General features: G+C 65.0%; 19 protein-coding genes. 12 read left to right on the top strand and 7 right to left on the bottom strand.

Translation table 11 applies throughout. The annotated features are described in order from the left end of the window. Nucleotides 1-210 precede the first annotated feature (210 nt). From apbC to argH, 8 genes are all read left to right on the top strand, one after another. Entirely contained in the window at nt 211-1,299 is a 1,089-nt protein-coding gene (apbC, locus tag E1748_RS29110; protein WP_133650768.1) for an iron-sulfur cluster carrier protein ApbC, read from the top strand. 131 nt (nt 1,300-1,430) lie between these two features. Beyond that, nucleotides 1,431-1,964, top strand: coding sequence for a superoxide dismutase family protein (locus E1748_RS29105; protein ID WP_133650767.1), 534 nt, complete (start codon nt 1,431-1,433; stop codon nt 1,962-1,964). Between the two features lie 177 nt (nt 1,965-2,141). Continuing rightward, entirely contained in the window at nt 2,142-2,711 is a 570-nt protein-coding gene (dcd, locus tag E1748_RS29100) for a dCTP deaminase (protein WP_133650766.1), read from the top strand. A gap of 82 nt (nt 2,712-2,793) precedes the next feature. Continuing rightward, nucleotides 2,794-5,079 (top strand): arginine/lysine/ornithine decarboxylase, encoded by a 2,286-nt coding sequence (locus tag E1748_RS29095; RefSeq protein ID WP_133650765.1) that lies wholly within the window; start codon nt 2,794-2,796, stop codon nt 5,077-5,079. Between the two features lie 11 nt (nt 5,080-5,090). Beyond that, on the top strand, nt 5,091-5,804 hold the full coding sequence (locus tag E1748_RS29090; protein WP_420819363.1) for a lysozyme inhibitor LprI family protein: 714 nt from the start codon (nt 5,091-5,093) through the stop codon (nt 5,802-5,804). Between the two features lie 272 nt (nt 5,805-6,076). Further along, on the top strand, nt 6,077-7,093 hold the full coding sequence (locus E1748_RS29085; RefSeq protein ID WP_133650763.1) for a hypothetical protein: 1,017 nt from the start codon (nt 6,077-6,079) through the stop codon (nt 7,091-7,093). A gap of 462 nt (nt 7,094-7,555) precedes the next feature. Continuing rightward, the gene (locus E1748_RS29080) at nt 7,556-8,404 is read left to right on the top strand and encodes a helix-turn-helix transcriptional regulator (protein ID WP_133650762.1); all 849 of its coding nucleotides are present in this window, start codon (nt 7,556-7,558) and stop codon (nt 8,402-8,404) included. Nucleotides 8,405-8,538: 134 nt separating this feature from the next. After that, complete coding sequence (argH, locus tag E1748_RS29075) at nt 8,539-9,945, top strand: argininosuccinate lyase (RefSeq protein WP_133650761.1); 1,407 nt, start codon at nt 8,539-8,541, stop codon at nt 9,943-9,945. A 74-nt stretch (nt 9,946-10,019) separates the two neighbouring features. Here the strand turns inward: argH and ppc are convergent, their stop codons facing one another. Next, nucleotides 10,020-13,121, bottom strand: coding sequence for a phosphoenolpyruvate carboxylase (gene ppc / locus E1748_RS29070; protein WP_133650760.1), 3,102 nt, complete (start codon nt 13,119-13,121; stop codon nt 10,020-10,022). 597 nt (nt 13,122-13,718) lie between these two features. On the opposite strand from ppc, the gene hemC reads away from it, so the two are divergent. The 3 genes from hemC to E1748_RS29055 are packed head-to-tail and all read left to right on the top strand — an operon-like array spanning nt 13,719 to nt 17,979. Further along, nucleotides 13,719-14,717: a hydroxymethylbilane synthase gene (gene hemC, locus E1748_RS29065; RefSeq protein WP_133650759.1), complete on the top strand. Its 999-nt coding sequence runs from the start codon at nt 13,719-13,721 to the stop codon at nt 14,715-14,717. After that, nucleotides 14,717-16,786 carry a fused uroporphyrinogen-III synthase HemD/membrane protein HemX gene (gene hemDX / locus E1748_RS29060; RefSeq protein WP_133650758.1) on the top strand — a complete coding sequence of 690 codons (2,070 nt, stop codon included), beginning with the start codon at nt 14,717-14,719 and terminating at the stop codon, nt 16,784-16,786. The genes hemC and hemDX overlap by 1 nt, the downstream gene beginning before the upstream one ends. Nucleotides 16,787-16,788: 2 nt before the next feature. Beyond that, nucleotides 16,789-17,979: a heme biosynthesis protein HemY gene (locus tag E1748_RS29055; protein ID WP_133650757.1), complete on the top strand. Its 1,191-nt coding sequence runs from the start codon at nt 16,789-16,791 to the stop codon at nt 17,977-17,979. 85 nt (nt 17,980-18,064) lie between these two features. Here the strand turns inward: E1748_RS29055 and E1748_RS29050 are convergent, their stop codons facing one another. The 6 genes from E1748_RS29050 to E1748_RS29025 all read right to left on the bottom strand — a co-directional run bounded on the left by E1748_RS29050 (nt 18,065) and on the right by E1748_RS29025 (nt 22,855). Continuing rightward, entirely contained in the window at nt 18,065-18,259 is a 195-nt protein-coding gene (locus tag E1748_RS29050) for a YqaE/Pmp3 family membrane protein (protein ID WP_133650756.1), read from the bottom strand. A 64-nt stretch (nt 18,260-18,323) separates the two neighbouring features. Then, the gene (locus tag E1748_RS29045; RefSeq protein ID WP_133650755.1) at nt 18,324-18,644 is read right to left on the bottom strand and encodes a type II toxin-antitoxin system PemK/MazF family toxin; all 321 of its coding nucleotides are present in this window, start codon (nt 18,642-18,644) and stop codon (nt 18,324-18,326) included. Beyond that, entirely contained in the window at nt 18,638-18,886 is a 249-nt protein-coding gene (locus E1748_RS29040) for an AbrB/MazE/SpoVT family DNA-binding domain-containing protein (RefSeq protein ID WP_133650754.1), read from the bottom strand. The genes E1748_RS29045 and E1748_RS29040 overlap by 7 nt, the downstream gene beginning before the upstream one ends. 203 nt (nt 18,887-19,089) lie before the next feature. Beyond that, nucleotides 19,090-20,388, bottom strand: a complete 1,299-nt coding sequence (locus E1748_RS29035; protein ID WP_133650753.1) for an MFS transporter — start codon at nt 20,386-20,388, stop codon at nt 19,090-19,092. Between the two features lie 215 nt (nt 20,389-20,603). After that, nucleotides 20,604-21,362, bottom strand: a complete 759-nt coding sequence (locus tag E1748_RS29030) for an SDR family oxidoreductase (protein ID WP_133650752.1) — start codon at nt 21,360-21,362, stop codon at nt 20,604-20,606. A 53-nt stretch (nt 21,363-21,415) separates the two neighbouring features. Beyond that, nucleotides 21,416-22,855, bottom strand: a complete 1,440-nt coding sequence (locus tag E1748_RS29025; protein ID WP_133650751.1) for an aldehyde dehydrogenase family protein — start codon at nt 22,853-22,855, stop codon at nt 21,416-21,418. A gap of 194 nt (nt 22,856-23,049) precedes the next feature. On the opposite strand from E1748_RS29025, the gene ppa reads away from it, so the two are divergent. Further along, on the top strand, nt 23,050-23,577 hold the full coding sequence (gene ppa, locus E1748_RS29020; protein ID WP_133650750.1) for an inorganic diphosphatase: 528 nt from the start codon (nt 23,050-23,052) through the stop codon (nt 23,575-23,577). Nucleotides 23,578-23,616: the final 39 nt, after the last annotated feature.

Genomic DNA, 23,616 nt, shown 5'->3' with positions numbered 1-23,616 from the left:
AACAGGGTCTTCGGGCAGTGGCTGGCGCCAGCCACTACAATGACGCCTGAAGCACATGCAGCCATCGAGCCAGGGCTCCATAGCTTGCTGCCGCGAAAGGGTGCCTGGCAAGCCCGTTTTGCGCAATCCCGGCTAACAATTTATTTCACTTTCAGGCAGATGGCGAAACGTTCGAGTTCGCCGCGCCGCAACCGTTCCCACGGAGTATCAATGAGCATCGATCGGGCTTTGGTCGACGCCGCCCTCGCGGCCGTCGCAGACCCCAACACAGGACGGCCGTTCGCCGCCGCGAAGAACCTCCGCAACGTGACGGTCGAAGGCTCGACTGTCGGCGTCGAGGTGGTGCTCGGCTATCCGGCCAAACGGCAGTTTGAAGCGATCCGCACGCTGGTCGCCGATGCATTGCGCGCGGTGCCCGGCGTGACCGATGCGCGCGTCGAGGTGTCGCAGCAGATCGCCGCGCATACGGTTCAGCGCGGCGTGAAGCTGCTGCCGAACGTGAAGAACATCGTCGCGGTCGCATCGGGCAAGGGCGGGGTCGGCAAGAGCACGACGGCGGTGAACCTCGCGCTCGCGCTCGCAGCGGACGGCGCGTCGGTCGGGATTCTCGATGCGGACATCTACGGTCCGTCGCTGCCGATGATGCTCGGCATCGAAGGCCGCCCCGAATCGCCAGACGGTCAGTCGATGCATCCGCTGACCGGTCACGGCGTGCAGGCCAATTCGATCGGCTTCCTCGTCGAGCAGGACAACCCGATGGTGTGGCGCGGCCCGATGGCCACGTCCGCGCTCGAGCAGTTGCTGCGGCAGACGAACTGGCGCGATCTCGACTATCTGATCGTCGACATGCCGCCGGGCACCGGCGACATCCAGCTGACGCTGTCGCAGCGCGTGCCGGTGACGGGCGCGGTGATCGTCACGACGCCGCAGGACATCGCGCTGCTCGACGCGAAGAAGGGGCTCAAGATGTTCGAGAAGGTCGGCATTCCGATTCTCGGGATCGTCGAGAACATGAGCCTGCACATCTGCTCGAACTGCGGTCACGAAGAGCACGTGTTCGGCGCCGGCGGCGGCGAGCGGATGGCGCGCGAATACGGCGTCGAGGTGCTCGGCAGCCTGCCGCTCGACATCGCTATCCGCGAACAGACCGACTCGGGCCGCCCAACCGTCGTCGCCGATCCGGACGGCCGGATCGCGGAGATTTATGGGTCGATTGCGCGCAAGGTTGCGATCCACATCGCCGAACGCGCGCGCGACATGAGTTCGAAGTTCCCGAGCATCGTGATCCAGAACACCTGAGTACCTTGCCGCGCCCGCGAGCAACGGTGGCCGAACGCGTCAATATGGCCCTGCGCTCGCGGTATCATGTCGGCTTCATCAGGTCCGGCAGACTGGCCGCAGGGGCGGCCGGACGCCGACAAGAGGATCGCATGAGAAAACGAATCGACGGGCACGCGGCACATGCGTTCATTATCCTGACCGCAGGCGGGTTACTGCTGTGCGGCTGCTCGACGTTTCTGCGGCCTCAGGAAAAGCGCGCCGACGCGCAGTTGCTTCCTACCGTCGGCAATCAGACGCGCGGCACCGTGACGTTCATCGAGCGCTCGGACGGCGTGCAGGTTACGTACAACCTCAACGGCTTGCCGCCGAACAGCGATCACGCGCTGCAGGTTCACGAGCGCGGCGACTGCAACGCCGCCGATGGGTCGAGCGCGGGCCAGATTTTTGCGCCGGCCGCCGACCGTCTGAAGAACGGCGCGCGGGTCGAGGGCGATCTCGGCAACATCCATGCAGATGCGAACGGCGTCGCAGCCGGCTTCATCGTCGCACCGGACGTGTCGCTCGACGGCGTGCGCTCGGTGCTGCAACGCTCAGTGCTGGTCCATCACGATGCGACCGATCCGTACGCGTCCTCGCAGCAGAATGTTGGTCCGGCGCTCGCGTGCGGGGCGATCCGGCAGTGAGTTTCATCTGCGATTGCGCTGCGTACCCGCGCTTCGCCCGCCAGTCCGGCGCCTTTCGCACGATCGCGTAAAATAACCGCCTTTCGTCCGGTAATCCGGCAACCGTGCTTCTCCGCGCGCCGGACGCCGCTTCATCCGTCACCCGCGCAGCGACCAACCAACGTTCAGCGTTCAACTATGGCAATCAAATCCGACAAGTGGATCCGGCGCATGGCCGAGGAGCACAAGATGATCGAGCCGTTCGTGCGCGATCAGGTCCGCACGTCCGAGGACGGTCGCAAGATCGTCAGCTACGGCACGTCGAGCTACGGCTACGATATCCGCTGCGCCGACGAATTCAAGATTTTCACGAACATCAATTCGACGATCGTCGACCCGAAGAACTTCGACGAAAAATCGTTCGTCGACTTCAGGGGCGACGTCTGCATCATCCCGCCAAACTCGTTCGCGCTGGCCCGCACGGTCGAGTACTTCCGGATTCCGCGCAGCGTGCTGACGGTCTGCCTCGGCAAGTCGACCTATGCGCGCTGCGGGATCATCGTCAACGTGACGCCGTTCGAACCCGAATGGGAAGGCTATGTCACGCTCGAATTCTCGAATACGACACCTTTGCCTGCGAAAATCTACGCGAACGAGGGCGTCGCGCAGGTGCTCTTTTTCGAAAGCGACGAGGTCTGCGAGGTGTCCTATGCAGATCGCGGCGGCAAATATCAAGGTCAGCACGGCGTTACGTTACCCAAAACGTGACGCGCGAGCGCATTGACTCACCGGCTAGTCGGGTGACCGCTGCGCAACAGAAGCAGCGGTCGTTCTTTTTGGAGAATCGCCCATGAAGTTTCGTTTTCCCGTCGTCATCATCGACGAAGATTTCCGCTCCGAGAACATTTCGGGCTCCGGCATCCGGGCGCTCGCCGAAGCGATCGAAAAAGAAGGCGTGGAAGTCCTCGGGCTGACGAGCTACGGCGATCTGAGCTCGTTCGCGCAGCAATCGAGCCGCGCGTCGTGCTTCATCCTGTCGATCGACGACGACGAACTGCTGCCGTACGTCGAGAATGTCGTCGTGGAAGGCGAGACGCCCGAACTCGCGACCGCGATCATCGCGCTGCGCGCGTTCGTGACCGAAGTGCGCCGCCGCAACGCGGACATTCCGATCTTCCTGTACGGCGAGACGCGCACGTCGCGGCATCTGCCGAACGACATCCTGCGCGAACTGCACGGCTTCATCCACATGTTCGAGGACACGCCGGAGTTCGTCGCACGCCACATCATCCGCGAAGCGAAGGTTTATCTCGACTCGCTCTCGCCGCCGTTCTTCAAGGAACTGGTGCAGTACGCGGACGAAGGCTCGTATTCGTGGCACTGTCCGGGCCACTCGGGCGGCGTCGCGTTCCTGAAGAACCCGCTTGGCCAGATGTTCCACCAGTTCTTCGGCGAGAACATGCTGCGCGCGGACGTCTGCAACGCCGTCGACGAACTCGGCCAGCTGCTCGACCACACCGGTCCGATCGCGGCGTCGGAGCGCAACGCGGCGCGCATTTTCAGCGCCGATCACCTGTTCTTCGTGACGAACGGCACGTCGACGTCGAACAAGATCGTCTGGCACGCCACGGTCGCGCCGGGCGACGTCGTGCTGGTGGACCGCAACTGCCACAAGTCGATCCTGCACGCGATCACGATGATGGGCGCGATCCCCGTGTTCCTCACGCCGACGCGCAATCACTTCGGCATCATCGGCCCGATTCCGCGCGACGAGTTCAAGCCGGACAACATCCGCCGCAAGATCGAGGCGAATCCGTTCGCGCGCGAAGCGCTCGCGAAGAACCCGAACCTCAAGCCGCGCATCCTGACGATCACGCAGAGCACGTACGACGGCGTGATCTACAACGTCGAGATGATCAAGGATCTGCTCGGCGACATGCTCGATACGCTGCACTTCGACGAAGCGTGGCTGCCGCACGCCGAATTCCATGAGTTCTACCAGGACATGCACGCGATCGGCGCGGGCCGTCCGCGCACCGGCGCGCTCGTGTTCGCGACGCACTCGACGCACAAGCTGCTCGCCGGGATCTCGCAGGCATCGCAGATCGTCGTGCAGGACTCCGAGAACAGCACGTTCGACAAGCACCGCTTCAACGAAGCGTATCTGATGCATACGTCGACGAGCCCGCAGTACGCGATCATCGCGTCGTGCGACGTCGCCGCCGCGATGATGGAGCCGCCGGGCGGCACCGCGCTGGTCGAGGAATCGATTGCCGAAGCGCTCGACTTCCGCCGCGCGATGCGCAAGGTCGACGACGAGTACGGCGACGACTGGTTCTTCAAGGTCTGGGGCCCGGAAGAGCTGGCCGAGGAAGGCATCGGTTCGCGCGAAGACTGGATCCTGCGGCCGAACGAACGGTGGCACGGTTTCGGTCCGCTCGCCGAAGGCTTCAACATGCTCGACCCGATCAAGGCGACGATCATCACGCCGGGGCTCGACGTGGACGGCGAGTTCGGCGACTCAGGCATTCCGGCTGCGATCGTGACGAAGTATCTGGCCGAGCACGGGATCATCGTCGAGAAGACCGGGCTGTACTCGTTCTTCATCATGTTCACGATCGGCATCACGAAGGGCCGCTGGAACTCGATGGTCACCGAGCTGCAGCAGTTCAAGGACGACTACGACAACAACCAGCCGCTGTGGCGTGTGCTGCCGGAGTTCGTGTCGCATCATCCGGCGTACGAGCGCATGGGTCTGCGCGATCTGTGCGAGCAGATTCATAGCGTCTACCGTGCGAACGACATCGCGCGTCTCACCACCGAGATGTACCTGTCGAGCATGGAGCCGGCGATGAAGCCGTCCGAGGCCTACGCGAAGCTGGTCCACCGTGAGGTCGATCGCGTGCCTATCGACGAACTCGAAGGCCGCGTCACGTCGATCCTGCTGACGCCGTATCCGCCGGGTATTCCGCTGCTGATTCCGGGCGAGCGCTTCAACAAGACGATCGTCAATTACCTGCGTTTCGCGCGCGAGTTCAACGAGCGCTTCCCGGGGTTCCATACGGATATTCACGGGCTCGTCGGCGAGACGATCAACGGCCGCATCGAGTATTTCGTCGATTGCGTGCGCGTCTGACGATGGGGAAGATGTTGTACCTCGGGATGAGCAGGGGCCGTCGCGCGGTTGCGGCGGCCTTGCTTGCGCTATGCGTTGCGCCGCTGGGCGTGCGTGTTGCACACGCGGAGGTCGCAGCCGCCGATCCGATCGATACCGCAATGCGCACGTGTCTCGCGCGCGGCGACATGTCGTCGACTGCGGGACAGGTGCAGTGCACGGATACCGCGCGCATCGCGTGGCAGGCGGCGCTCGACATGGCGTACCAGCAACTGCTCGCGAAGGCATCGGCGCCGCGTCGTGCGCGCTGGGAAGCGAGCGAGAAGCGCTGGACCCAGTGGCGCGATGCCGAGGCGAAGATGCAGCACGCAGCGTTCGCGACGACGCGCGGTTCGATGTACGTGCTGTACGCGGCCGATATGCAATTGCAGCCGGTGCGCGACCGCGCGCTTGGATTGCGTCGCGCGGCCGCGCTCGAAGGCACCGGCGACGTGCCGCCCCGGCTGCGCGCCTGTTCCGCCGACGCGCGCTGCGAGCACGCGATGTTCGATCTGAATCGCTACTCCCGCCGGCTCAACGCGAAGATGCCGCCTCGCGCGCGGCCCACACTCGCACGCGCGCAGCGCGCGTGGGTCGCGTTCCGCGACGCGAGCTCGCCGGTTATCGACGAGCATGCGCGGATCGACATGATCGGTGCGCGGATCGCGACGGTTAAGCGGTTGTCGGAGATGGTCGGCAACGATTGACGCAGCCGATTACTTCCTCTGTCGTCGCGTGGATCGGCGCTGCTTATTGACAGTGCCCGGCCGTATCGCGATTCCTCGCGGTGCAATAACGGTCTTCCGTTTTTTGCTCCCAAGTTCGCAATCCGTCCGCAATGTCCGGCGAGGTTACGTACGCTACTGACTCAGCGTGTGACGCCCGCAGAGCGCTCTTTGCCGCAAGGTCAAGGTGGACTGCGGCTTTGCCCCACGGAGCGTTACTGCGTCCGTCCTCGTAATCGTGTCCGGAGTCTCCCATGCGTACCACTCAGGTTCCCCATTCTCGTCGCTCGTTTTCCGCCGAAGACGCTCCGTCGACGACCGCCCCGGAACCCGATCAACCGCGCACTACGCCTGCCCCGATCCGGGCCGATAACCCGACGTTCCGTGGCCTGACGGTACGCCGCCCGAGTCTGCCCGCGCCCGGCGTGACGAACATCCACGCTGAGCGGGAAGATAACGTCGGTCGGACGGAGCGCTCGGCGAAAGCAGCGCTCGGCGAGATTCCCCTGCCCCTGGCTGGCGGGGCAGCGACCACTTCGGCGGCACATGCGGGCACAGCGCCGACGCACTCGTTCGACGATTTACCGGATGAGCTGATTCAGGAAATGAATCTGGACCCGCATCAAATGCAGTTCGTGAGTCGCCGCTATGCCGGAATCTTCCATGGTGAAGCGGCTGCTTCATCTCTCGCTGGCACGCCTGCCCGGGCAAACACGCTGAGAGCGGTCGGTGAGGCGGTGAATCAACTGGAACGCGTCGTTCCACGGCACTTGCGTCATGATCCGCTCGCCGTTCTCTGCGAACGCCTCGACGCCGTTCCTCCGCAGGAGAGGCTGCAAAGTTTCGATCTTTTGTTCGACGCGACCCAGAAGTGCACCTCCTCATTCAAACCCCTGGCCGAGCTGTACGTGCAGACCAATGAATGGGGTTCACCGATGCGCGAGACCTGTCAGGCCAGGCTCGCGACCCTTGAAGGGGCGCATGCGGCGCAGGTTGTGACACGTGCCAGCGAAGTGATTGACCGTCAGGGCATCCCCCCGCTCCTTGAACGCATGGACGGGTTGACCGATATCCAGAAATCCGTTGTGCTTGGCACATTGGCGAAACGGTTACTGAGTCTTCACCACCTGGCCTCGCACGACTTCGCGAGGATCTGCGAAGACTTCCATCAGCAGCCGTGGCCACCGATGGCCGCGTCAGGCTTGCTAAGCCGGATTGGCTGGATCACGGATGCGGCGCGGCAAAGTTTGACGGCACGCAGTCAGGGTTAAGCAATCGGGTTTCCACGGCCTTGCGTGTAGATGGGCGAACCGCAGTGAACGGCAGGGCGTCGAGGCGATCCGCTCCCCGCCGCCGATCGCATTGAAGATCGCGTTCAGACGGCAATCGAACGCGAGTTGGGCGACGGGAGCGAGCCTTCGTGCGTGCGCTCGATGGGCACCGCAGGCGGCGGCATGTTGGAGTCGTCGCATGGATCGGTATTGCGCAACCGATAGCGCGGCGCATGCGTCTGCGCGGGCACCCCGTATCGCCGGTGCATGGCTCGCGTCGACAGGGCGCAAGTACGCGTGCATGTCGTCTGGCGACGACTGCGCCCGTACCTTCGCGTACGAGCCGCGCGTGCAGCCGCTACAATGGATGCCGCCCGATTCCGCCACACGTCGAACGAATCGCGCGATCCGCTTTTCATCCCGCCCGCCTGCGACCCGTCCGGTCCGTCGGGCCGACTAACGATGACCCGAACGCCGTCTTCCACCGCTTCCGCTTCCGTGACCGCTGCCTCGACCGATGCGCCTCCGCCACTCGACGCGACGCCTGCGCGCGCGCTCGGCGACTTCATCCGCGCGCATCGCGAGCGTCTGTCGCCGAACGCGGCGGGGCTGCCGCCGGGCCCGCGACGCCGTACGCCCGGCCTGCGCCGCGAAGAGGTCGCACAGTTGTGCGGCGTGAGTCCGACCTGGTACACGTGGATCGAGCAGGGGCGGCCGGTGTCTGCATCGGCGGATGCGCTCGCGCGGATCGCCGTCGCGTTGCAATTGTCGCGTGCCGAGCGCGCGTATCTGTTTGAGCTGGCCGCGCAGCGCGATCCGGCGGGCCCGGACTCCAGCGCGGCCGATGCGCCCGATACGCTGCTGCACGCAGTCGAACTGATCGATGCGCCTGCGTACGTGCTCGACCGCCAGTGGACCGCGCTCGCGTGGAATGCGCGCGCGGCCGATCTGTTCGTCGGCTGGCTCGACGGCGCGCACGATCGCAACCTGCTGCGCTTCACGTTCACCGAGCCGGCGGCGCGCGAGCTGATCGTCGACTGGGAGGTGCGCGCGCGGCGGCTCGCGGCCGAGTTCCGCGCCGATTCGATCCGCCATCTGAACGACCCGCCGACCCGCGCGCTGATCGACGCGCTGAGTTCGTCGAGCGATGCGTTCGCACGCTTCTGGGCGTCGCAGGACGTCGGCGAACGCGAGGGCGGGCGGCGCGAGTTCAATCATCCGCGCGACGGGCGCGTCGTCTATGACCAGATCACGTTCAAGCCCGCGCATCGCGAGGATCTGAAGCTCGTGATGCTGATCCGCGAGACTTGATCGGACTCTACGCCGGGTTCGCCGCACGCCGGGTGTTAAAATCACCGACTTCCGCGGTTCGGGCGACGAAGTCATACGAATCCTTCGCACGCTCCGCTTCAAGCCATTTCATAGCTCGTTCACTGCCCAACATCATGACGTCCCAACTGCACAAAAAAGGCGAAGCCTGGTCGGCCCGCTTCTCTGAGCCGATGTCGGAGCTCGTCAAGCGCTATACGTCGTCGGTCTTCTTCGACAAGCGTCTCGCGCTCGTCGATATCGAGGGCTCGCTCGCGCATGCGTCGATGCTGGCTGCACAGAAGATCATCGGCGCCGACGACGTCGCGGCGATCCAGCGCGGGATGGCGCAGATCAAGGGCGAAATCGAGCGGGGCGAGTTCGAGTGGAAGCTCGATCTCGAGGACGTCCACCTGAACATCGAAGCGCGTCTGACCGCGCTGATCGGCGATGCGGGCAAGCGTCTGCATACGGGCCGCTCGCGCAACGACCAGGTCGCGACCGACATCCGCCTGTGGCTGCGCGGCGAGATCGACCGGATCGGCGAACTGCTGACCGGCCTGCGCCGCGCGCTGATCGACCTCGCCGAGCAGCACGCGGCGACGATCATGCCGGGCTTCACGCATCTGCAGGTCGCGCAGCCGGTTACGTTCGGTCATCACCTGCTCGCGTACGTCGAGATGTTCTCGCGCGACAGCGAGCGGATGATCGATTGCCGCAAGCGCGTGAACCGTCTGCCGCTCGGCGCGGCGGCGCTCGCCGGCACCAGCTATCCGATCGACCGTCACGCGGTTGCGAAGACGCTCGGCTTCGACGGCATCTGCGCGAACTCGCTGGACGCGGTCTCCGATCGCGATTTCGCGATCGAATTCACGGCGGCCGCTGCACTCGTGATGACCCACGTGTCGCGCTTCTCCGAAGAACTCGTGCTGTGGATGAGCCCGCGCGTCGGCTTCATCGATCTCGCGGACCGCTTCTGTACCGGCTCGTCGATCATGCCGCAGAAGAAGAACCCGGACGTGCCCGAACTCGCGCGCGGCAAGACCGGTCGTGTGAACGGCCACCTCATCGCGCTGCTGACGCTGATGAAGGGCCAGCCGCTCGCGTACAACAAGGACAATCAGGAAGACAAGGAACCGCTGTTCGACACCGTCGACACGGTCGCCGACACGCTGCGGATTTTCGCGGAGATGGCAGCCGGCATTACGGTGAAGCCGGACGCGATGCGTGCCGCTGCGCTGCAGGGCTTCTCGACCGCAACCGATCTGGCCGACTATCTGGTCAAGCGCGGTCTCCCGTTCCGCGACGCGCACGAAGCGGTCGCGCACGCGGTGCGGATCTGCGTCGATCGCGGCTGCGATATCGCCGACCTGTCGCTCGATGAAATGCGCAGCGAACTGCCGAACGTCGCGCATCTGCTCGGCGAGGACGTGTTCGAATATTTGACGCTGGAAGGGTCGGTCGCGAGCCGCAATCATGCGGGCGGTACGGCGCCGGATCAGGTGCGGGCGGCGGTGAAGGCGGCACGGGCGGCGTTGGGCTGATCGGCTTCGTACGTTGCATCCAATAAAAAAGCGGCCCCGTGGGGCCGCTTTTTTTGTCATCCGAACGCCAATGCCTAGCCCGTATTGCGCAACCCCGCCGCAATCCCGTTGATCGTCAGGTGAATCCCGCGCCGCAGACGCGCGTTGGTATCGCCTGCACGGTGACGCTTCAACAGTTCGACCTGCAAGTGATTCAGCGGATCGAGATACGGGAAGCGGTTCTTGATCGAACGCGCGAGCAGCGGATTATCCGACAACCGTTCGCTCTTGCCGGTGATCTCCGACAACACCTTCGACGTGCGTTCCCACTCGGCGACGATCCGCTCGAACACGTGCTTGCGCAGCTTCTTGTCGGTGACGAGTTGCGCGTAGCGCGACGCGACCGCGAGGTCGGTCTTCGCGAGCACCATGTCCATGTTCGACAGCAGGTTCGAGAAGAATGGCCAGCTCTTGTGCATCTTCTTCAGCAGCGCGAGGCGGCGCGTGCGCTCCGCTTCGCTCGGTGCGCTGTCGAGATGCGCGGCGACCGCGCTACCGAAGCCGTACCAGCCGGTCAGCAGCAACCGGCATTGTCCCCACGAGAAGCCCCACGGAATCGCGCGCAGATCTTCGATCTTGCGTTGCTTCGGATCCTGCAGTTTGCGCGAAGCGGGGCGGCTACCGATGTTCAGTTCGGCGATCTCGGCGATCGGCGTCGACGAGAAGAAGTAGTCGGTGAAGCCCGGGGTTTCGTAGACGAGCGCGCGATACGCGGCCATCGCCGCATCGGACAGGCTCTGCATCGTTTCTTCGTACACGGGCAGTTGCGCCGGCGCAGTGGTGCCGTGCGGCAGCAGCGATGCTTCGAGCGTCGCGGCGATCACCGTCTCCAGATTGCGCCTGCCGATCTCCGGATTACCGAACTTGCTCGCGATCACCTCGCCCTGTTCGGTGAGGCGGATCTGGCCGTCGACGGTGCCCGGCGGCTGCGACAGGATCGCCTGGTAGGTCGGACCGCCGCCACGGCCGACCGTGCCTCCGCGTCCATGGAACAGCCGCAGCGTGACGCCGCGTTCGTTGAACAGCGATACCAGCGCGAGTTCCGCGCGATACAGCTCCCAGTTCGACGTCAGGAAACCGCCGTCCTTGTTGCTGTCCGAATAGCCGAGCATCACTTCCTGCTCGCCGCCCTGGTGTTCGATCAGCGTATCGACGCCCGGCAGCGCGATCAGGTCGCGCATGATGTGCGGTGCGTTGCGCAGATCGGGGATCGTTTCGAACAGCGGGATCACCATCAGGCCCGCGCGCGCCGGGTCGTGCGCGCTGCCGAGGCAGCCTTGCAGCAGACCGGTTTCCTTCTGCAGCAGCATCACCTCGACTAGATCGCTGACCGTTTCCGTGTGCGAGATGATGTAGTTGCGCACCGCGCGCGCACCGAATTTCTCGCGCGTCGTGCGGGCTTCTTCGAGTACGCCGAGTTCGGTTTTTGCGAGCGCCGAGTATTCGAGATACGGCGAGCGCAGCAGTCGCGGCTGCGCGAGTTCGGCGAGCAGCACGCGCAGCTTGTCGGCTTCGGACAGCGATGCGTAGTCCGCCTCGACGCCCGCCGCGCGCAGCAGTTCGGCGACGACGGCTTCGTGGATGTCGGAGCTTTGCCGCAGATCGATGCTCGCGAGATGGAAGCCGAACACTTCCGACGCGCGCGCGAGCGGCGACAGACGCGGCGTCGCCAGCGTCGCGCCGTGATGCTGGGCAAGCGAGTCGATCAGCACGTGCAGGTCGCGGGTGAATTCGGCGGCGTCGTCGTACGGCTTCGCGCGGACCGGCGCGGCACCACGACCCGCGCTGCGCAGCGGCACGCTGCCTTCGCCGAGCCGTACACGCGCGCTCGCGGCGAGTCGCGTATACATGCCGATCAGCGCGCGGCGATACGGCTCGTCGACGCGATGCGGCGACTGGTCCGGCGATGCGGCCGTCAGCGCCTTCAGTTCGTCGCTCGAACCGGCGAGCAGGTTCGACACCGACAGTTCGGCGCCAAGCTTGTGCACCTGTTCCAGGTAGTGTTCGAAGATCACCGCGGCCTGGCGGGTGATCGCGTGTTCGAGCGTTTCGGCGGTCACGTTCGGGTTGCCGTCGCGATCGCCGCCGATCCAGCTGCCCATCTGGAAGAACGGCGGCAGTCGCGTCGGCAGACCGTGCTCGGCAAGCGCGGCTTCGATGTCGGCGTACAGCGCGGGGATTTCTTCGAGGAACGTCGCGCGGTAGTACGACAGCGCGTTTTCGATTTCGTCGGCGACGGTCAGGCGCGAGTCGCGCAGCATCCGCGTCTGCCAGATCGACGTGACGCGGGCGCGCAGCAGCGACTCGTTATATGCGCGTTCGCGGACCGTCAGCGGCTGGTCGCGTTCGGCGAGCAGCCGCGCGATGTCGTGCTCGGCGTCGAGAATGCTCTTGCGCTGCACCTCGGTGGGGTGCGCGGTCAGCACCGGCACGATCAGCGCGTCGTTGAAGAACTGCTGGACGGTCGGGGTCGCGGCGTTACCGGCCTCGACGAGCCGTTCGAGCGCATGGCCGACCGTGCCCGGCTGCGATGCCGAGCCGGCCAGCGAGTGAATGCGGTGCCGGCGGTTGCGATGGCGATCTTCGGCGATGTTCGCGAGATGCGAAAAATAGCTGAACGCGCGCACGACGCTGACGGTCTGCTCGGGCGACAGCGAACGCAGCTTCTTTTCGAGCGTCTGCGCGGCGGCGCTGTCATCCTCGCGACGAAAACGCACGGCCGTCTGACGGATCGTCTCGACGACGTCGAACACCGCGTCGCCTTCCTGCTCGCGCACGACGTCGCCGAGCAGGCGTCCCAGATAGCGGATGTCCTGGAAGAGCGGCTGGTCTTTGTCTTCGCGGTTGCGGCCACCGGTTTTCGATGCGGCCTTTTCGGCAGCCGGTGCAGCCGCTGCCGGCGTCGCGCCGTTCAACGCGGCGTCGAGCGCGACGGCCTTGGTCTGCCGGTCCGCTTTCGCTGTGCGCTTGCCCGTCGTGGCCTTGCCCTTATGTTTGTTCACGGCTTTGGTGGCGGCTTTAGCCGCTTTGGTGGGCGCGTCTTTCGGCGAGCGGGTAGGGGCGGCGGAGACCGCCTCGGAAGCGTTGAGCGATGCAGTGTTGCGGCGGGCGGGGCGCGCCGATCCGGAAGACGTCACGATGGGTTTCCTCGGGAAAGCCAGGGTCAAAAGAAGATGAACTGCTCCTGCTGGACTGCGGTGGTGCGGGTGGTACCAGTGGTACCGGTGGTACTTGTAGTGCTGGGGTACTCGAACTGCGCGAAACGTCGCGCCGGGTAGGGGCACCGCATGATGCGAAGCCGGAGCCGTTGTCGAAGGCAGATGCAGACAGACGCGGGCAGGGCTCAAGCATACGGCGTGCAACCGGCACGGACTACCTCAAAACCGCGCGGCGTCTGTGCTGGTACGACACACGGGGACACGCGGGGACTGCGGCACATGGCGCGCGATGGGACTGCGCGATATGCGATGTTTCGGGTTCGATGCGCGGAAGAGAGAGGCAGGTCGTAGCGTGAGACGCGTGCGGCGTACGTTGCGCCGCATTGCATCATCGCGGATCTGGCCGCTGCCTGCGCGAACGACCGTGCGCGGAACCGGACCTCACCCTGCGGCGAACCGCAGCCTCCCTTTCGATCACCGGTCAGCATGGCCGCGCGCACGGCAGGAACGGCCGGAGCGCGTGCTAACATTGTTCGTTACTACATCCCGCCGTACACGCCGTACGATTACCCAGGAATGAATTCCGAGACGCCTTCAGCGCTGCCCCTCACCCTTGTCATCGCTTCGCGCGAGAGCCGCCTTGCGATGTGGCAGGCGGAACACGTGCGGTGTGCGCTGCACAAATTATATCCATCTTGTGACGTAAAAATCCTCGGATTGACGACTCGCGGCGATCAGATTCTCGATCGCACGTTATCGAAGGTCGGCGGCAAGGGTCTCTTCGTGAAGGAACTCGAGAACGCGCTCGCCGATGGCCGCGCCGATCTCGCCGTGCATTCGCTGAAAGACGTGCCGATGGAACTGCCGCCGGGCTTCGCGCTGTCGACGATCCTCGAGCGCGAAGATCCGCGCGATGCATTCGTGTCGAACCAGTACGACTCGCTGTCGGCGTTGCCGCCGGGGAGCGTCGTCGGGACGTCGAGCCTGCGCCGCGAAGCGATGCTGCGTTCGCGCTATCCGGAGCTCGTCGTGAAGCCGCTGCGCGGCAATCTCGATACGCGGCTCGGCAAGCTAGACCGCGGCGACTACGCGGCGATCATCCTCGCTGCCGCCGGCCTGAAGCGCCTCGGTCTCGAGGCGCGTATCACCGCGCTGCTCGATCCGCAGGACTGTCTGCCGGCGGCTGGGCAGGGTGCGCTCGGCATCGAGATTCGCGCGGACCGTCCCGAACTCGCTGCGTGGCTCGCGCCGCTGCATCACGAACATACGGCGACCGCCGTCGAAGCGGAGCGGATGGTGTCGCGTTTCCTCGGCGGCAGTTGCGAAGTGCCGCTCGCCGCGTACGCGACGTGGCACGACGGCGCGCTGCATCTGAGCGGGATCGTCGCGATGCCCGACGGGCAGCGGATGCTGCACGCGCAGGCGTCGTCGCCGGCGCCGACCGTCGCCGCCGCGCTCGAACTCGGCAGCGAAGTTGCGCGCCAGCTCGAAGCACAGGGCGCGTTCGATATCGTCCGTTCGCTCGCGACTTCGGCCGATGCGGCCGGTGCGCACGACAACCCGGCCGATACGTAATGACAGGCGCGCCGACAGACGCACGCATCGACCGGCCGGCGGACGCTCCCGCGTTCACTGCCGTCCTCACGCGGCCGCTGCCGGCGTCGTCGACTGACGGCAACGGGCATGCCGACACGCTCGCGTCCGATCTCGCGCAAGCCGGCATCGCGACCTTCGACTTCCCGCTGCTCGAAATCGCCGACGTCGCCGACGACGGCCCATTGCGCGCCGCGCTCGCATCGCTCGATCGCTATGCACTGGTCGTCTTCGTCTCACCGAATGCAGTCGATCACGCGTTTGCGCGCTACGCCGCGATCTGGCCGCATGCGTTGCCGGTCGGCGTGGTGGGTCCGGGTAGCGTCGCGGCACTTGCACGGCACGGCGTCGAGGCGCCGGCATTCAGCGTGATCTGTCCGTCGGTGGCTGCCGACGAATCGGCGCGCTTCGATTCCGAAGCACTGTACGCATCGCTCGAAACCACACTCGGCGAGCGCGCGTTCGAAGGCAAACGCGTGCTGATCGTGCGCGGCGACGGCGGCCGCGAGTGGCTCGCGGACCGGCTGCGCGAAGCGGGCGCCGAAGTCGAGACGGTCGCCGCGTACCGGCGCCTCGTGCCCGAACCGCCGATCGGCGCGTGGGCGCGCGTACACGCGCTGCTCGCCGGTGAGGCGCACGCGTGGCTCGTCACGAGTTCGGAGGGCGTGCGCAATCTCGTCGAGCTCGGCGAAGCGCATCTCACTGCCGACGAACTCGTCCGTCTGAAACGCGCGTCGCTCGTCGCGCCGCATCCGCGCATCGCGGAGATCGCGCGGGGACTGGGTTTTGATAGCATTACGGTGTCCGGAGCGGGCGCCGCGCGGATCGTCGACACGATGCGCTCGCTCGCAGCTTCTGCTGTACCCGCTTCTGTACCCGCTGCCTCCGTTGTTCAACCGGCATCGTCTACTCCGGCTCCTTCACGGGCTCACTCACGCATGACTGATTCGAACGCATCCACGAACTCCACCTCCCAGACGGCTGCGCCGCTGCCGCCCAATCAGCCGTTCACGCCGTACGAAGCGCAAGCGAAGCGACGCGGCATCAGCGGCCCGCTGCTGTGGTTCGTCGTCGTGGTGATCGCGTGCGCGGCGGGCGTCGGCGGATTTGCGCTGAACCGCAAGGTGATCCGGCTCGATCAGCAACTCACGCAGCGTCAGCAGGCCAACGATGCGCAAACCGCCGACATGCGCGTGAAGACCGAGCAGGCCGTCGCGACCGTGCATCAGATGGATTCGCAGATCTCGCAGCTCGAAGGCAAGCTCGCCGACGCGCAGACCACGACGCAGGCGCTGCAGCAGCAGTACTCCGACCTCGCGCGCAATCGCGACGACTGGACGCTCGCCGAAGTCGGACAGATGCTGTCGAGCGCGAGCGAGCAGCTGCAGCTCACCGGCAACACGCAGCTCGCGCTGTTCGCACTGCAGAGCGCGGACACGCGGCTCGCCGCCTCGGACGGCGCGCAGGTACTGGCCGTGCGCAAGGCGATCGCGCAGGACATCGACAAGCTGAAGGCCGCGCCGTCCACCGACCTGACCGGCCTCGCGATCAAGCTCGACAACGCGATCGAACACGTCGACACGCTGCCGCTGTCCGGCGAAGCGGCGATCAAGCACGCGACACCGCAAGCGGCCACGCCCGCCGACACCGCACAGGTCGCCGCCGCGACCGGCGAGCCGCGCTGGAAAGTGTGGTGGCGCGAGTTTTCGACCGGCATCGGCCAGCAACTCACGAGCCTCGTGCAGGTGCGCCGGCTCGATAACGCCGACGCGATGCTGGTGTCGCCGGACCAGGGCTACTTCATCCGCGAGAATCTGAAACTGCGTCTGCTGTCCGCGCGGCTCGCGCTGCTGTCGCGCAACCAGACCACATTGAAGTCCGACCTGCATGCCGCTGATGCGGCGCTGGCGCGCTACTTCGATGCGTCGTCGAAAGAGACGCAGACCGTGCGCGATCTGGTGAAGGACGTCGACACGGGCTCGGCCGCAGTCGCGCTGCCGAATCTGGATACGAGCCTGCAGGCCGTGCACCAGTACCGTAGCCGGGGTTGATCATGGCGATCCGCTCACTCATCTGGCTGGCCTTTCTGTTCGCGATCGCGGTCGTCCTCGCGATTACCGGACGCTTCGACGCGGGGCAGGTGCTGCTCGTCTATCCGCCGTATCGGGTGGACATTTCGCTGAACCTGTTTATCGTCGGCGTGATCGTGCTGTTCATCGTCGTGTATGCACTGCTGCGTATCGTGCGCAACGTGTGGCAGATGCCGCGGCGCGTCGCCGCGTATCGTGCTCGCTCGCGTGTCGCGAAGGCGCACACGGCGCTGCGCGATGCGATCGGCAATCTGTATGCAGGACGTTTCTCGCGGGCCGAGAAGGCCGCGCGCGACTCGCTCGCGAATGCCGACAACAAAGGCGCGGCTGGCCTGATCGCGGCGAACGCGGCGCACCGGATGCACGAGTACGCGCGCCGTGACGAATGGCTCGCGCAGATCGACGGCGCCGACTGGCAGGACGCACGTTTGATGGCGACCGCCGACATGCGCGCCGACGCGCGCGACGCGGACGGTGCGCTCGCCGCGTTGAAGGAGATGCAATCGCAAGGCGGCCGACGCATTCACGCGCAGCAGATCACGCTGCGCGCGCAGCAGCAGTTGAAGAACTGGAGCGAAGTGCTCAAGCTCGTGAAGACGCTCGAGAAGCGCGAGGCGATTCATCCGGCGGTGGCCGTGCGACTGCGTCAGCTGGCGGCGGAAAACCTGCTGCGCGATCGTCGACACAACGCCGATGCGCTACTCGAACTGTGGCATTCGCTGACGCCGGTCGAACGGCATTCGCCGCGTCTCGCCGATCTCGCGGCCGAACTGCTGATCGCGCTGAACCGTCCGCAGGACGCGCGCAAGATCGTCGAGGAAGCGCTGGCGCAGAACTGGGACGCGCGGCTGTTGCGGCGCTATCCGGATACCGCCGGCGGCGATGCGTTGCCGCTGATCCAGAAGGCGGAAGGCTGGAAGAACGAACGTCCGGAAGATGCCGACCTGTTGTTCGCGCTGGGCCGGCTGTGTCTGCATCAGCAACTGTGGGGCAAGGCGCAGTCGTTCCTCGAAACCGCGTTGAAGCTCGCCGACAACGAGCCGTTGAAGATCCGCTCGCATCGCGCGCTGGCGCGTCTGCATGAACAGCTTGGGGATACGGAGAAGGCGAGCCTGCATTATCGCGAGAGTGCGCTGGCGATGAATGTGGTGTGATGTGATGCAGAGGGCTTTTCGAAGACGATAAAAAAACCCGCCTCGGCGGGTTTTTTATTGGCTCTTGCGGTGAGGTGCTGCCGGGTCAGGCGCGACCGGACATCGCACGCTCGATTTTCTGGTCGGTCTTGTATTGGCTCAGTGCGTAGACGGACCAGATTGCGGCAGGGATCCAGCCAATCAGTGTGAGCTGAAGCAGCAGGCAGATGATTCCGGCGAAAGGACGGCCAATCGTGAAAAACTGAAACCACGGCAAAACCAGGGCAAGCAAAAGACGCATTTCGGTCCTCGTGTGGTTGAACGTTGTTATGAGTATCGACAGTGCCGACGAAGCGCTCTTCCGTTCATTCGGCGAACACTTCCTGCAACGTCTGCAGGGTGTCGAGCAAAGTATCGGCTGCAACAGAGCCTTCTTTCTTGACCAACCGTACCTTATCGACCGTGCGGATCTGGTCCAGCAAGATTAAGCCCTTCTTTCGCTTGAATGTCACCTGCACGCGGAAGGGCGCTGCGTGGCCTTTCGAGGTCATCGGGGCAACAATGACGGTGCGAAGGTGATCGTGCAGCTCCGGTGGCGAGACCACCACGCACGGCCGCGTTTTCTGGATTTCGCTGCCGAGGGTGGGGTCGAGTGCGACTAGCCAGACTTCACCACGCACTACCACGTCGACTCCGCGTCATCGGCATTGCCGAACTCACCCATGACCAGAGCGTCATCTGCCGCTTGCGCCAGTTTCCTGCTTGCAGTCGCCCAGCCTTCGCGCACCGATTTTTGTGGCCGCCGGATCACCAGCGCGTCGTTCACGACTTCCATCTCTACCTCGTCTTCAAAACCAAGCTGGGAAAGTATCGGTTTGGGGATCAATATCCCCTGAGAATTGCCCATTCTGCGAATCGTCGTCTTCATGGTGCACCGTATGTACATTGTGTCCACCGCGCGATTTGCGTGGTAGACACAATGTTATTACATTTTGGGTGCTGTGGAGATAAACGGTAGCCTGCGGCAGGGCGCAGACCGGATGCGATTACTGTGCCGCGAAAGGGCGGTGTTTGCACGGACTCTGACGTATCCGCACTAACTTCAGAGCCCTACGGTCGCCAGCGCCAAGATCATTTATTCACGAGCCGCGCAGGCACGCTCACCGCAAGCAGCCCGCCGAGAATCATGAACGCCGCAAGCATGTACATCCCCGAATCGTTCGCCGCTGTGGCCTGCTTGAGCCAGCCCACCGCATACGGACTCAGGAAGCCCGCGAGGTTGCCGACCGAGTTGATCATCGCGATGCCGGCGGCGGCGCCGGTGCCCGCGAGGAACGCGGTCGGCAGACTCCAGAACAGCGGCAGTGTGGTGAGGATGCCCATCGTCGCGAGCGTGAGGCCAGTCATCGCGAGCAGCGTGTTGTGCGCCCACACCACCGACAGCACCAGCCCGATCGCACCCAGCAGCGCCGGCAGCGCGACGTGCCAGCGTCGCTCGCGCAGACGGTCGGCACTGCGCGCGACGAGCACCATCGCGATCACGGCGGCCGCGAACGGGATCGCCGAGAGCAGGCCGATCGTCAGCGTATCGGTGACGCCGGTGGCCTTGATGATCGTCGGCAGCCAGAAGCTCACGCCGTACAGTCCCATCACGAACGAGAAGTAGATCAGACTCATCAGCCACACGCGCCCGCTCGACAGGACCGTGGCGATCGGCATGTCGTGTTTTTCGGCTTCCTCGGCGGCGACGTTGCGTTCGAGCAGCGTGCGTTCTTCGTCGGTGAGCCATTTCGCTTTCGCGATGCGGTCGTCCAGTACGAAGAACACAAGCACGCCGACGAGGATCGACGGAATGCCTTCGAGCAGGAACAGCCACTGCCAGCCCGTCCAGCCGTTCGCGCCGTGGAAGGTCTTCAGGATGTAGCCCGACATCGGACCGCCGATCACGCCGGACAGCGCGATCGCCGTCATGAACCACGTCGTCATCCGGCCGCGCCGGTGCGCTGGGTACCAGTACGTGAGATACAGGATGATGCCGGGGAAGAAGCCCGCTTCGGCGAGGCCGAGCAGGAAGCGCATCACGTAGAACATCGTCGGCGTGGTGACGAACATTGTGAGCATCGACACGACGCCCCACGACGCCATGATCCGCGCGATCCACACGCGCGCGCCGACGCGATGCAGGATGATGTTGCTCGGAATCTCGAAGATGAAATAGCCGAGGAAGAAGATCCCTGCGCCAAAACCGTAGACGGCGTCCGACAGGTTCAGGTCGGTGGTCATCTGCAGCTTCGCGAAGCCGACGTTCACGCGGTCGAGGTACGCGACCACGTAGCAGAGCATCAGCAACGGCGCGAGACGTGCGGTGATTTTCCGGTAGGTGGCTTCTTCGAAGGTGGAGGGCTGAAGCGGGCTTGCTGGGCTGGACATGGTGTCTCCTCTGTCGACCCGAGTTAGCGCTTTAGCGCTTACTCGGGTCCCATGCAACGTAGTTGCAATTCTTGTGTGAAGAAATGAAGTACCGCCGTTCGCGATTCTAGTCGCGTGCGGCGTCTACGGATGCACCATCAGACCGAGGGAAAACACCGAGCAGGTTGCTGTGCGGTGCGGCAATTCGAGCCTTTGCACCGCACACGGGCCGCACGTTAAACGCAGCGCCCACCATCCACTTCAAGGCACACGCCCGTCACGAATTCAGCTTCGTCGGACGCAAGAAACAGACACGCATTCGCGATGTCCTGCGGCGTCGAGAAACGGCCGAGCGGAATCCCGGCGAGGAAGCGCTTGCGATTCTCGGGCGTGTCTTCGACGCCCATGAATTCCGACAGCAGCGCCGTTTCGCCGATGACCGGATTCACGCAGTTCACACGAATGCGCTCGGGTCCAAGTTCGACCGCGAGCGCCTTGCTCGCGACGATCACCGCGCCCTTGCTGCCGTTGTACCAGACGAGGCCGGGCCGGGGCCGCACGCCCGCCGTCGATGCGATGTTGACGAACACACCGCCGCCGCGCTCGCGGAAATACGGGACGAACTCCTGCACGCTCCAGTAGAGGCTCTTCACGTTCACTGCGTACACGCGATCGAATTCGCTTTCGGTGACGTCGAGCACCGGTTTGTTTCGATGCGTGGTGCCCGCGTTGTTGACGACGATCTGCACGCTGCCGAAATCTTCGATGGCTGCCGCACGCAGGCGTTGCCAGTCGGCGGCAAGCGTCACGTCGCCGGCGACCGCGATCGCCTTGCCGCCCGCCAGAGCGATCTCGCTCGCGACGCGCTCGGCTGCCGCGCCGTTCAGATCGTTGACGACGACGTTCGCGCCTTCGCGCGCATAGGTCTTCGCGATGCCTTCGCCGAAACCCGAGCCGCCGCCCGTGACGAGTGCTGTTTTGCCTGTCAGCCGCATGATGTCCGTGTCTCCAATGGTTAGATGTTGTTGTCGTTGCCGCAGCGGCGTAACTACCCGTGCCGGATCGCGATCGTCTTCAGCGTAGTGAACCCGTACAGTGCCTCGAAGCCTTTCTCACGACCATGCCCCGAGCGCCCGACACCACCAAACGGCAACTCGACGCCACCACCCGCTCCATAGTTGTTGATGAACACCTGACCCGCCCGCACGCGTCGCGCGACCCGCAACTGACGCGCGCCGTCGCGTGTCCACACGCCCGCGACGAGGCCGTACGCGGTGCCGTTTGCCAGCGCGAGCGCTTCGTCCTCGTCGGCGAAGGGCAGTGCCGCGAGCACCGGGCCGAACACTTCTTCGCGCGCGAGACGGTGGGTCGGCGGGACGTCGCGCAGCAGGGTCGGCGCCTGGTAGAAGCCGGTCTCCGGCGCATCGGCGATTACTTCGCCGTGCGCGGCCATCGCGATGCCGTCGTGCTGCGCGTCGGACAGGAAATCCCACACGCGTTGCTGCTGCTTCGCGTTGATCAGCGGTCCGCAATCGAGATCCGCCTGCGACGGCCCGACGCGCAGCGCGTGGAACGCGCCGGCGAGCCGGTCGAGCAGCGGCTCGTAAATGCTGCGCTCGATCAGCACACGGCTACCCGCCGAGCACGTCTGCCCCGCGTTCTGCACGATCGCCGACACGAGCACCGGCAGCGCGGCGTCGAGGTCCGCGTCGGCGAATACGATCTGCGGCGACTTGCCGCCGAGTTCAAGCGTGACCGGTACGTGGTGGTCGGCGGCCATCTGCGCGACGAGCCGGCCCGTGTCGGGTGAGCCGGTGAACGAGATGTGATCGATGCCCGGATGACGCGCCAGCGCCGCGCCGGCTTCCTGGCCGAAGCCGGTCACGATGTTCAGCGCGCCGGCCGGCAGGCCCGCCTCGGCGGCAAGCTCGGTTACGCGCAGCACCGACAGGCACGCATCTTCGGCGGGCTTCACGACGCATGCGTTGCCGGTGGCCAATGCAGCGCCAACGCTGCGGCCGAAGATCTGCATCGGGTAGTTCCACGGCACGATGTGGCCGGTGACGCCGTGCGGTTCGCGCAGCGTGAGGACCGTGTAGCCCGCCTGATAGGGCAGTGTCTCGCCGTGGAGTTTGTCGGCGGCGCCTGCATAGAACTCGAAGTAGCGCGCGAGCGCGGCAGCGTCGGCGTGGGCCTGCTTGAGCGGCTTGCCGGTATCGCGTGCTTCGAGCTGCGCGAGTTCTTCGTGGCGCGTGCCGACGAGCAGCGCGAGACGTTGCAGCACGCGACCGCGTTCGGCCGCGCTCGCGGCGCCCCACGCACCTTCGAACGCGCGGCGGGCGGCGGCCACTGCGAGATCGACGTCTGCCGCGTTGCCGCGCGCGAGCCGCGCGAACGGCTGGCCGTCGGAGGGATCGATGACGGGCAGCGTGTCGCCGCCTGCGGGCGATACCCATTCGTTGGCGATGAAATGCTTCGCTTCTGCCATGCGCGCTCCTTGCCGAAGGTCGGGTTGCGTTTGAGGTCGTGTCCATTATCGCGCCGATCTCCGAAGGGACGCCACAGGGATGCCATCGGCCGATTGGCTATAATGCGCGTTCCGCACCCGCCGTCCGTGGCGCCGCGCCGTTATTCGCGCGCCACGCCACGCGCGCCCGATTTCATCCTGACCAGAGAGCGCCCATGAGCTTCAATCACGTTCCCGCAGGCAAGGACCTGCCGCACGATTTCAACGTCATCATCGAAATTCCGGCGCAAAGCGACCCGGTCAAGTACGAGGCCGACAAGGATCTCGGCCTGCTGGTCGTCGATCGCTTCATCAGCACCGGCATGCGCTATCCGGCGAACTACGGCTTCATTCCGCAGACGCTGTCGGGTGACGGCGACCCGGTCGACGTACTCGTCATCACGCCGTTCCCGCTGCTCGCAGGCTCGGTGGTCCGCGCCCGCGCGCTCGGCATGCTGCAGATGACCGACGAATCCGGCGTCGATGCGAAGCTGGTCGCCGTGCCGCACGACAAGATCTGCCCGATGACGGCCGGCCTGAAGTCGATCGACGACGTGCCGCAATACCTGAAAGACCAGATCAAGCACTTCTTCGAACAGTACAAGGCGCTCGAAAAGGGCAAGTGGGTGAAGGTCGAAGGCTGGGCCGACCAGGCTGCTGCGCACAAGGAAATTACCGAAGGCGTCGCGAACTACAAGAAGTAAGCAGGGGCGAGCTAGTCTCGCTGCTCGCTGCAAAAGAAA

Source organism: Paraburkholderia flava (genome assembly GCF_004359985.1).
In the GTDB taxonomy this organism is placed as follows: domain Bacteria; phylum Pseudomonadota; class Gammaproteobacteria; order Burkholderiales; family Burkholderiaceae; genus Paraburkholderia; species Paraburkholderia flava.
This window is presented reverse-complemented; position numbering and strand designations above follow the sequence as displayed.

What these genes read in the sequence shown, in the direction of transcription:
- ppa (WP_133650750.1), top strand. Translation starts at nt 23,050, where the DNA reads ATGAGCTTCAATCACGTTCCCGCAGGCAAGGACCTGCCGCACGATTTC.
- hemDX (WP_133650758.1), top strand. Translation starts at nt 14,717, where the DNA reads ATGACAGGCGCGCCGACAGACGCACGCATCGACCGGCCGGCGGACGCT.
- E1748_RS29025 (WP_133650751.1), bottom strand. Translation starts at nt 22,855, where the DNA reads ATGGCAGAAGCGAAGCATTTCATCGCCAACGAATGGGTATCGCCCGCA.
- apbC (WP_133650768.1), top strand. Translation starts at nt 211, where the DNA reads ATGAGCATCGATCGGGCTTTGGTCGACGCCGCCCTCGCGGCCGTCGCA.
- E1748_RS29085 (WP_133650763.1), top strand. Translation starts at nt 6,077, where the DNA reads ATGCGTACCACTCAGGTTCCCCATTCTCGTCGCTCGTTTTCCGCCGAA.
- E1748_RS29080 (WP_133650762.1), top strand. Translation starts at nt 7,556, where the DNA reads ATGACCCGAACGCCGTCTTCCACCGCTTCCGCTTCCGTGACCGCTGCC.
- E1748_RS29095 (WP_133650765.1), top strand. Translation starts at nt 2,794, where the DNA reads ATGAAGTTTCGTTTTCCCGTCGTCATCATCGACGAAGATTTCCGCTCC.
- hemC (WP_133650759.1), top strand. Translation starts at nt 13,719, where the DNA reads ATGAATTCCGAGACGCCTTCAGCGCTGCCCCTCACCCTTGTCATCGCT.
- E1748_RS29090 (WP_420819363.1), top strand. Translation starts at nt 5,091, where the DNA reads ATGTTGTACCTCGGGATGAGCAGGGGCCGTCGCGCGGTTGCGGCGGCC.
- E1748_RS29030 (WP_133650752.1), bottom strand. Translation starts at nt 21,362, where the DNA reads ATGCGGCTGACAGGCAAAACAGCACTCGTCACGGGCGGCGGCTCGGGT.
- argH (WP_133650761.1), top strand. Translation starts at nt 8,539, where the DNA reads ATGACGTCCCAACTGCACAAAAAAGGCGAAGCCTGGTCGGCCCGCTTC.
- E1748_RS29040 (WP_133650754.1), bottom strand. Translation starts at nt 18,886, where the DNA reads ATGAAGACGACGATTCGCAGAATGGGCAATTCTCAGGGGATATTGATC.
- E1748_RS29105 (WP_133650767.1), top strand. Translation starts at nt 1,431, where the DNA reads ATGAGAAAACGAATCGACGGGCACGCGGCACATGCGTTCATTATCCTG.
- E1748_RS29050 (WP_133650756.1), bottom strand. Translation starts at nt 18,259, where the DNA reads ATGCGTCTTTTGCTTGCCCTGGTTTTGCCGTGGTTTCAGTTTTTCACG.
- dcd (WP_133650766.1), top strand. Translation starts at nt 2,142, where the DNA reads ATGGCAATCAAATCCGACAAGTGGATCCGGCGCATGGCCGAGGAGCAC.
- E1748_RS29035 (WP_133650753.1), bottom strand. Translation starts at nt 20,388, where the DNA reads ATGTCCAGCCCAGCAAGCCCGCTTCAGCCCTCCACCTTCGAAGAAGCC.
- E1748_RS29055 (WP_133650757.1), top strand. Translation starts at nt 16,789, where the DNA reads ATGGCGATCCGCTCACTCATCTGGCTGGCCTTTCTGTTCGCGATCGCG.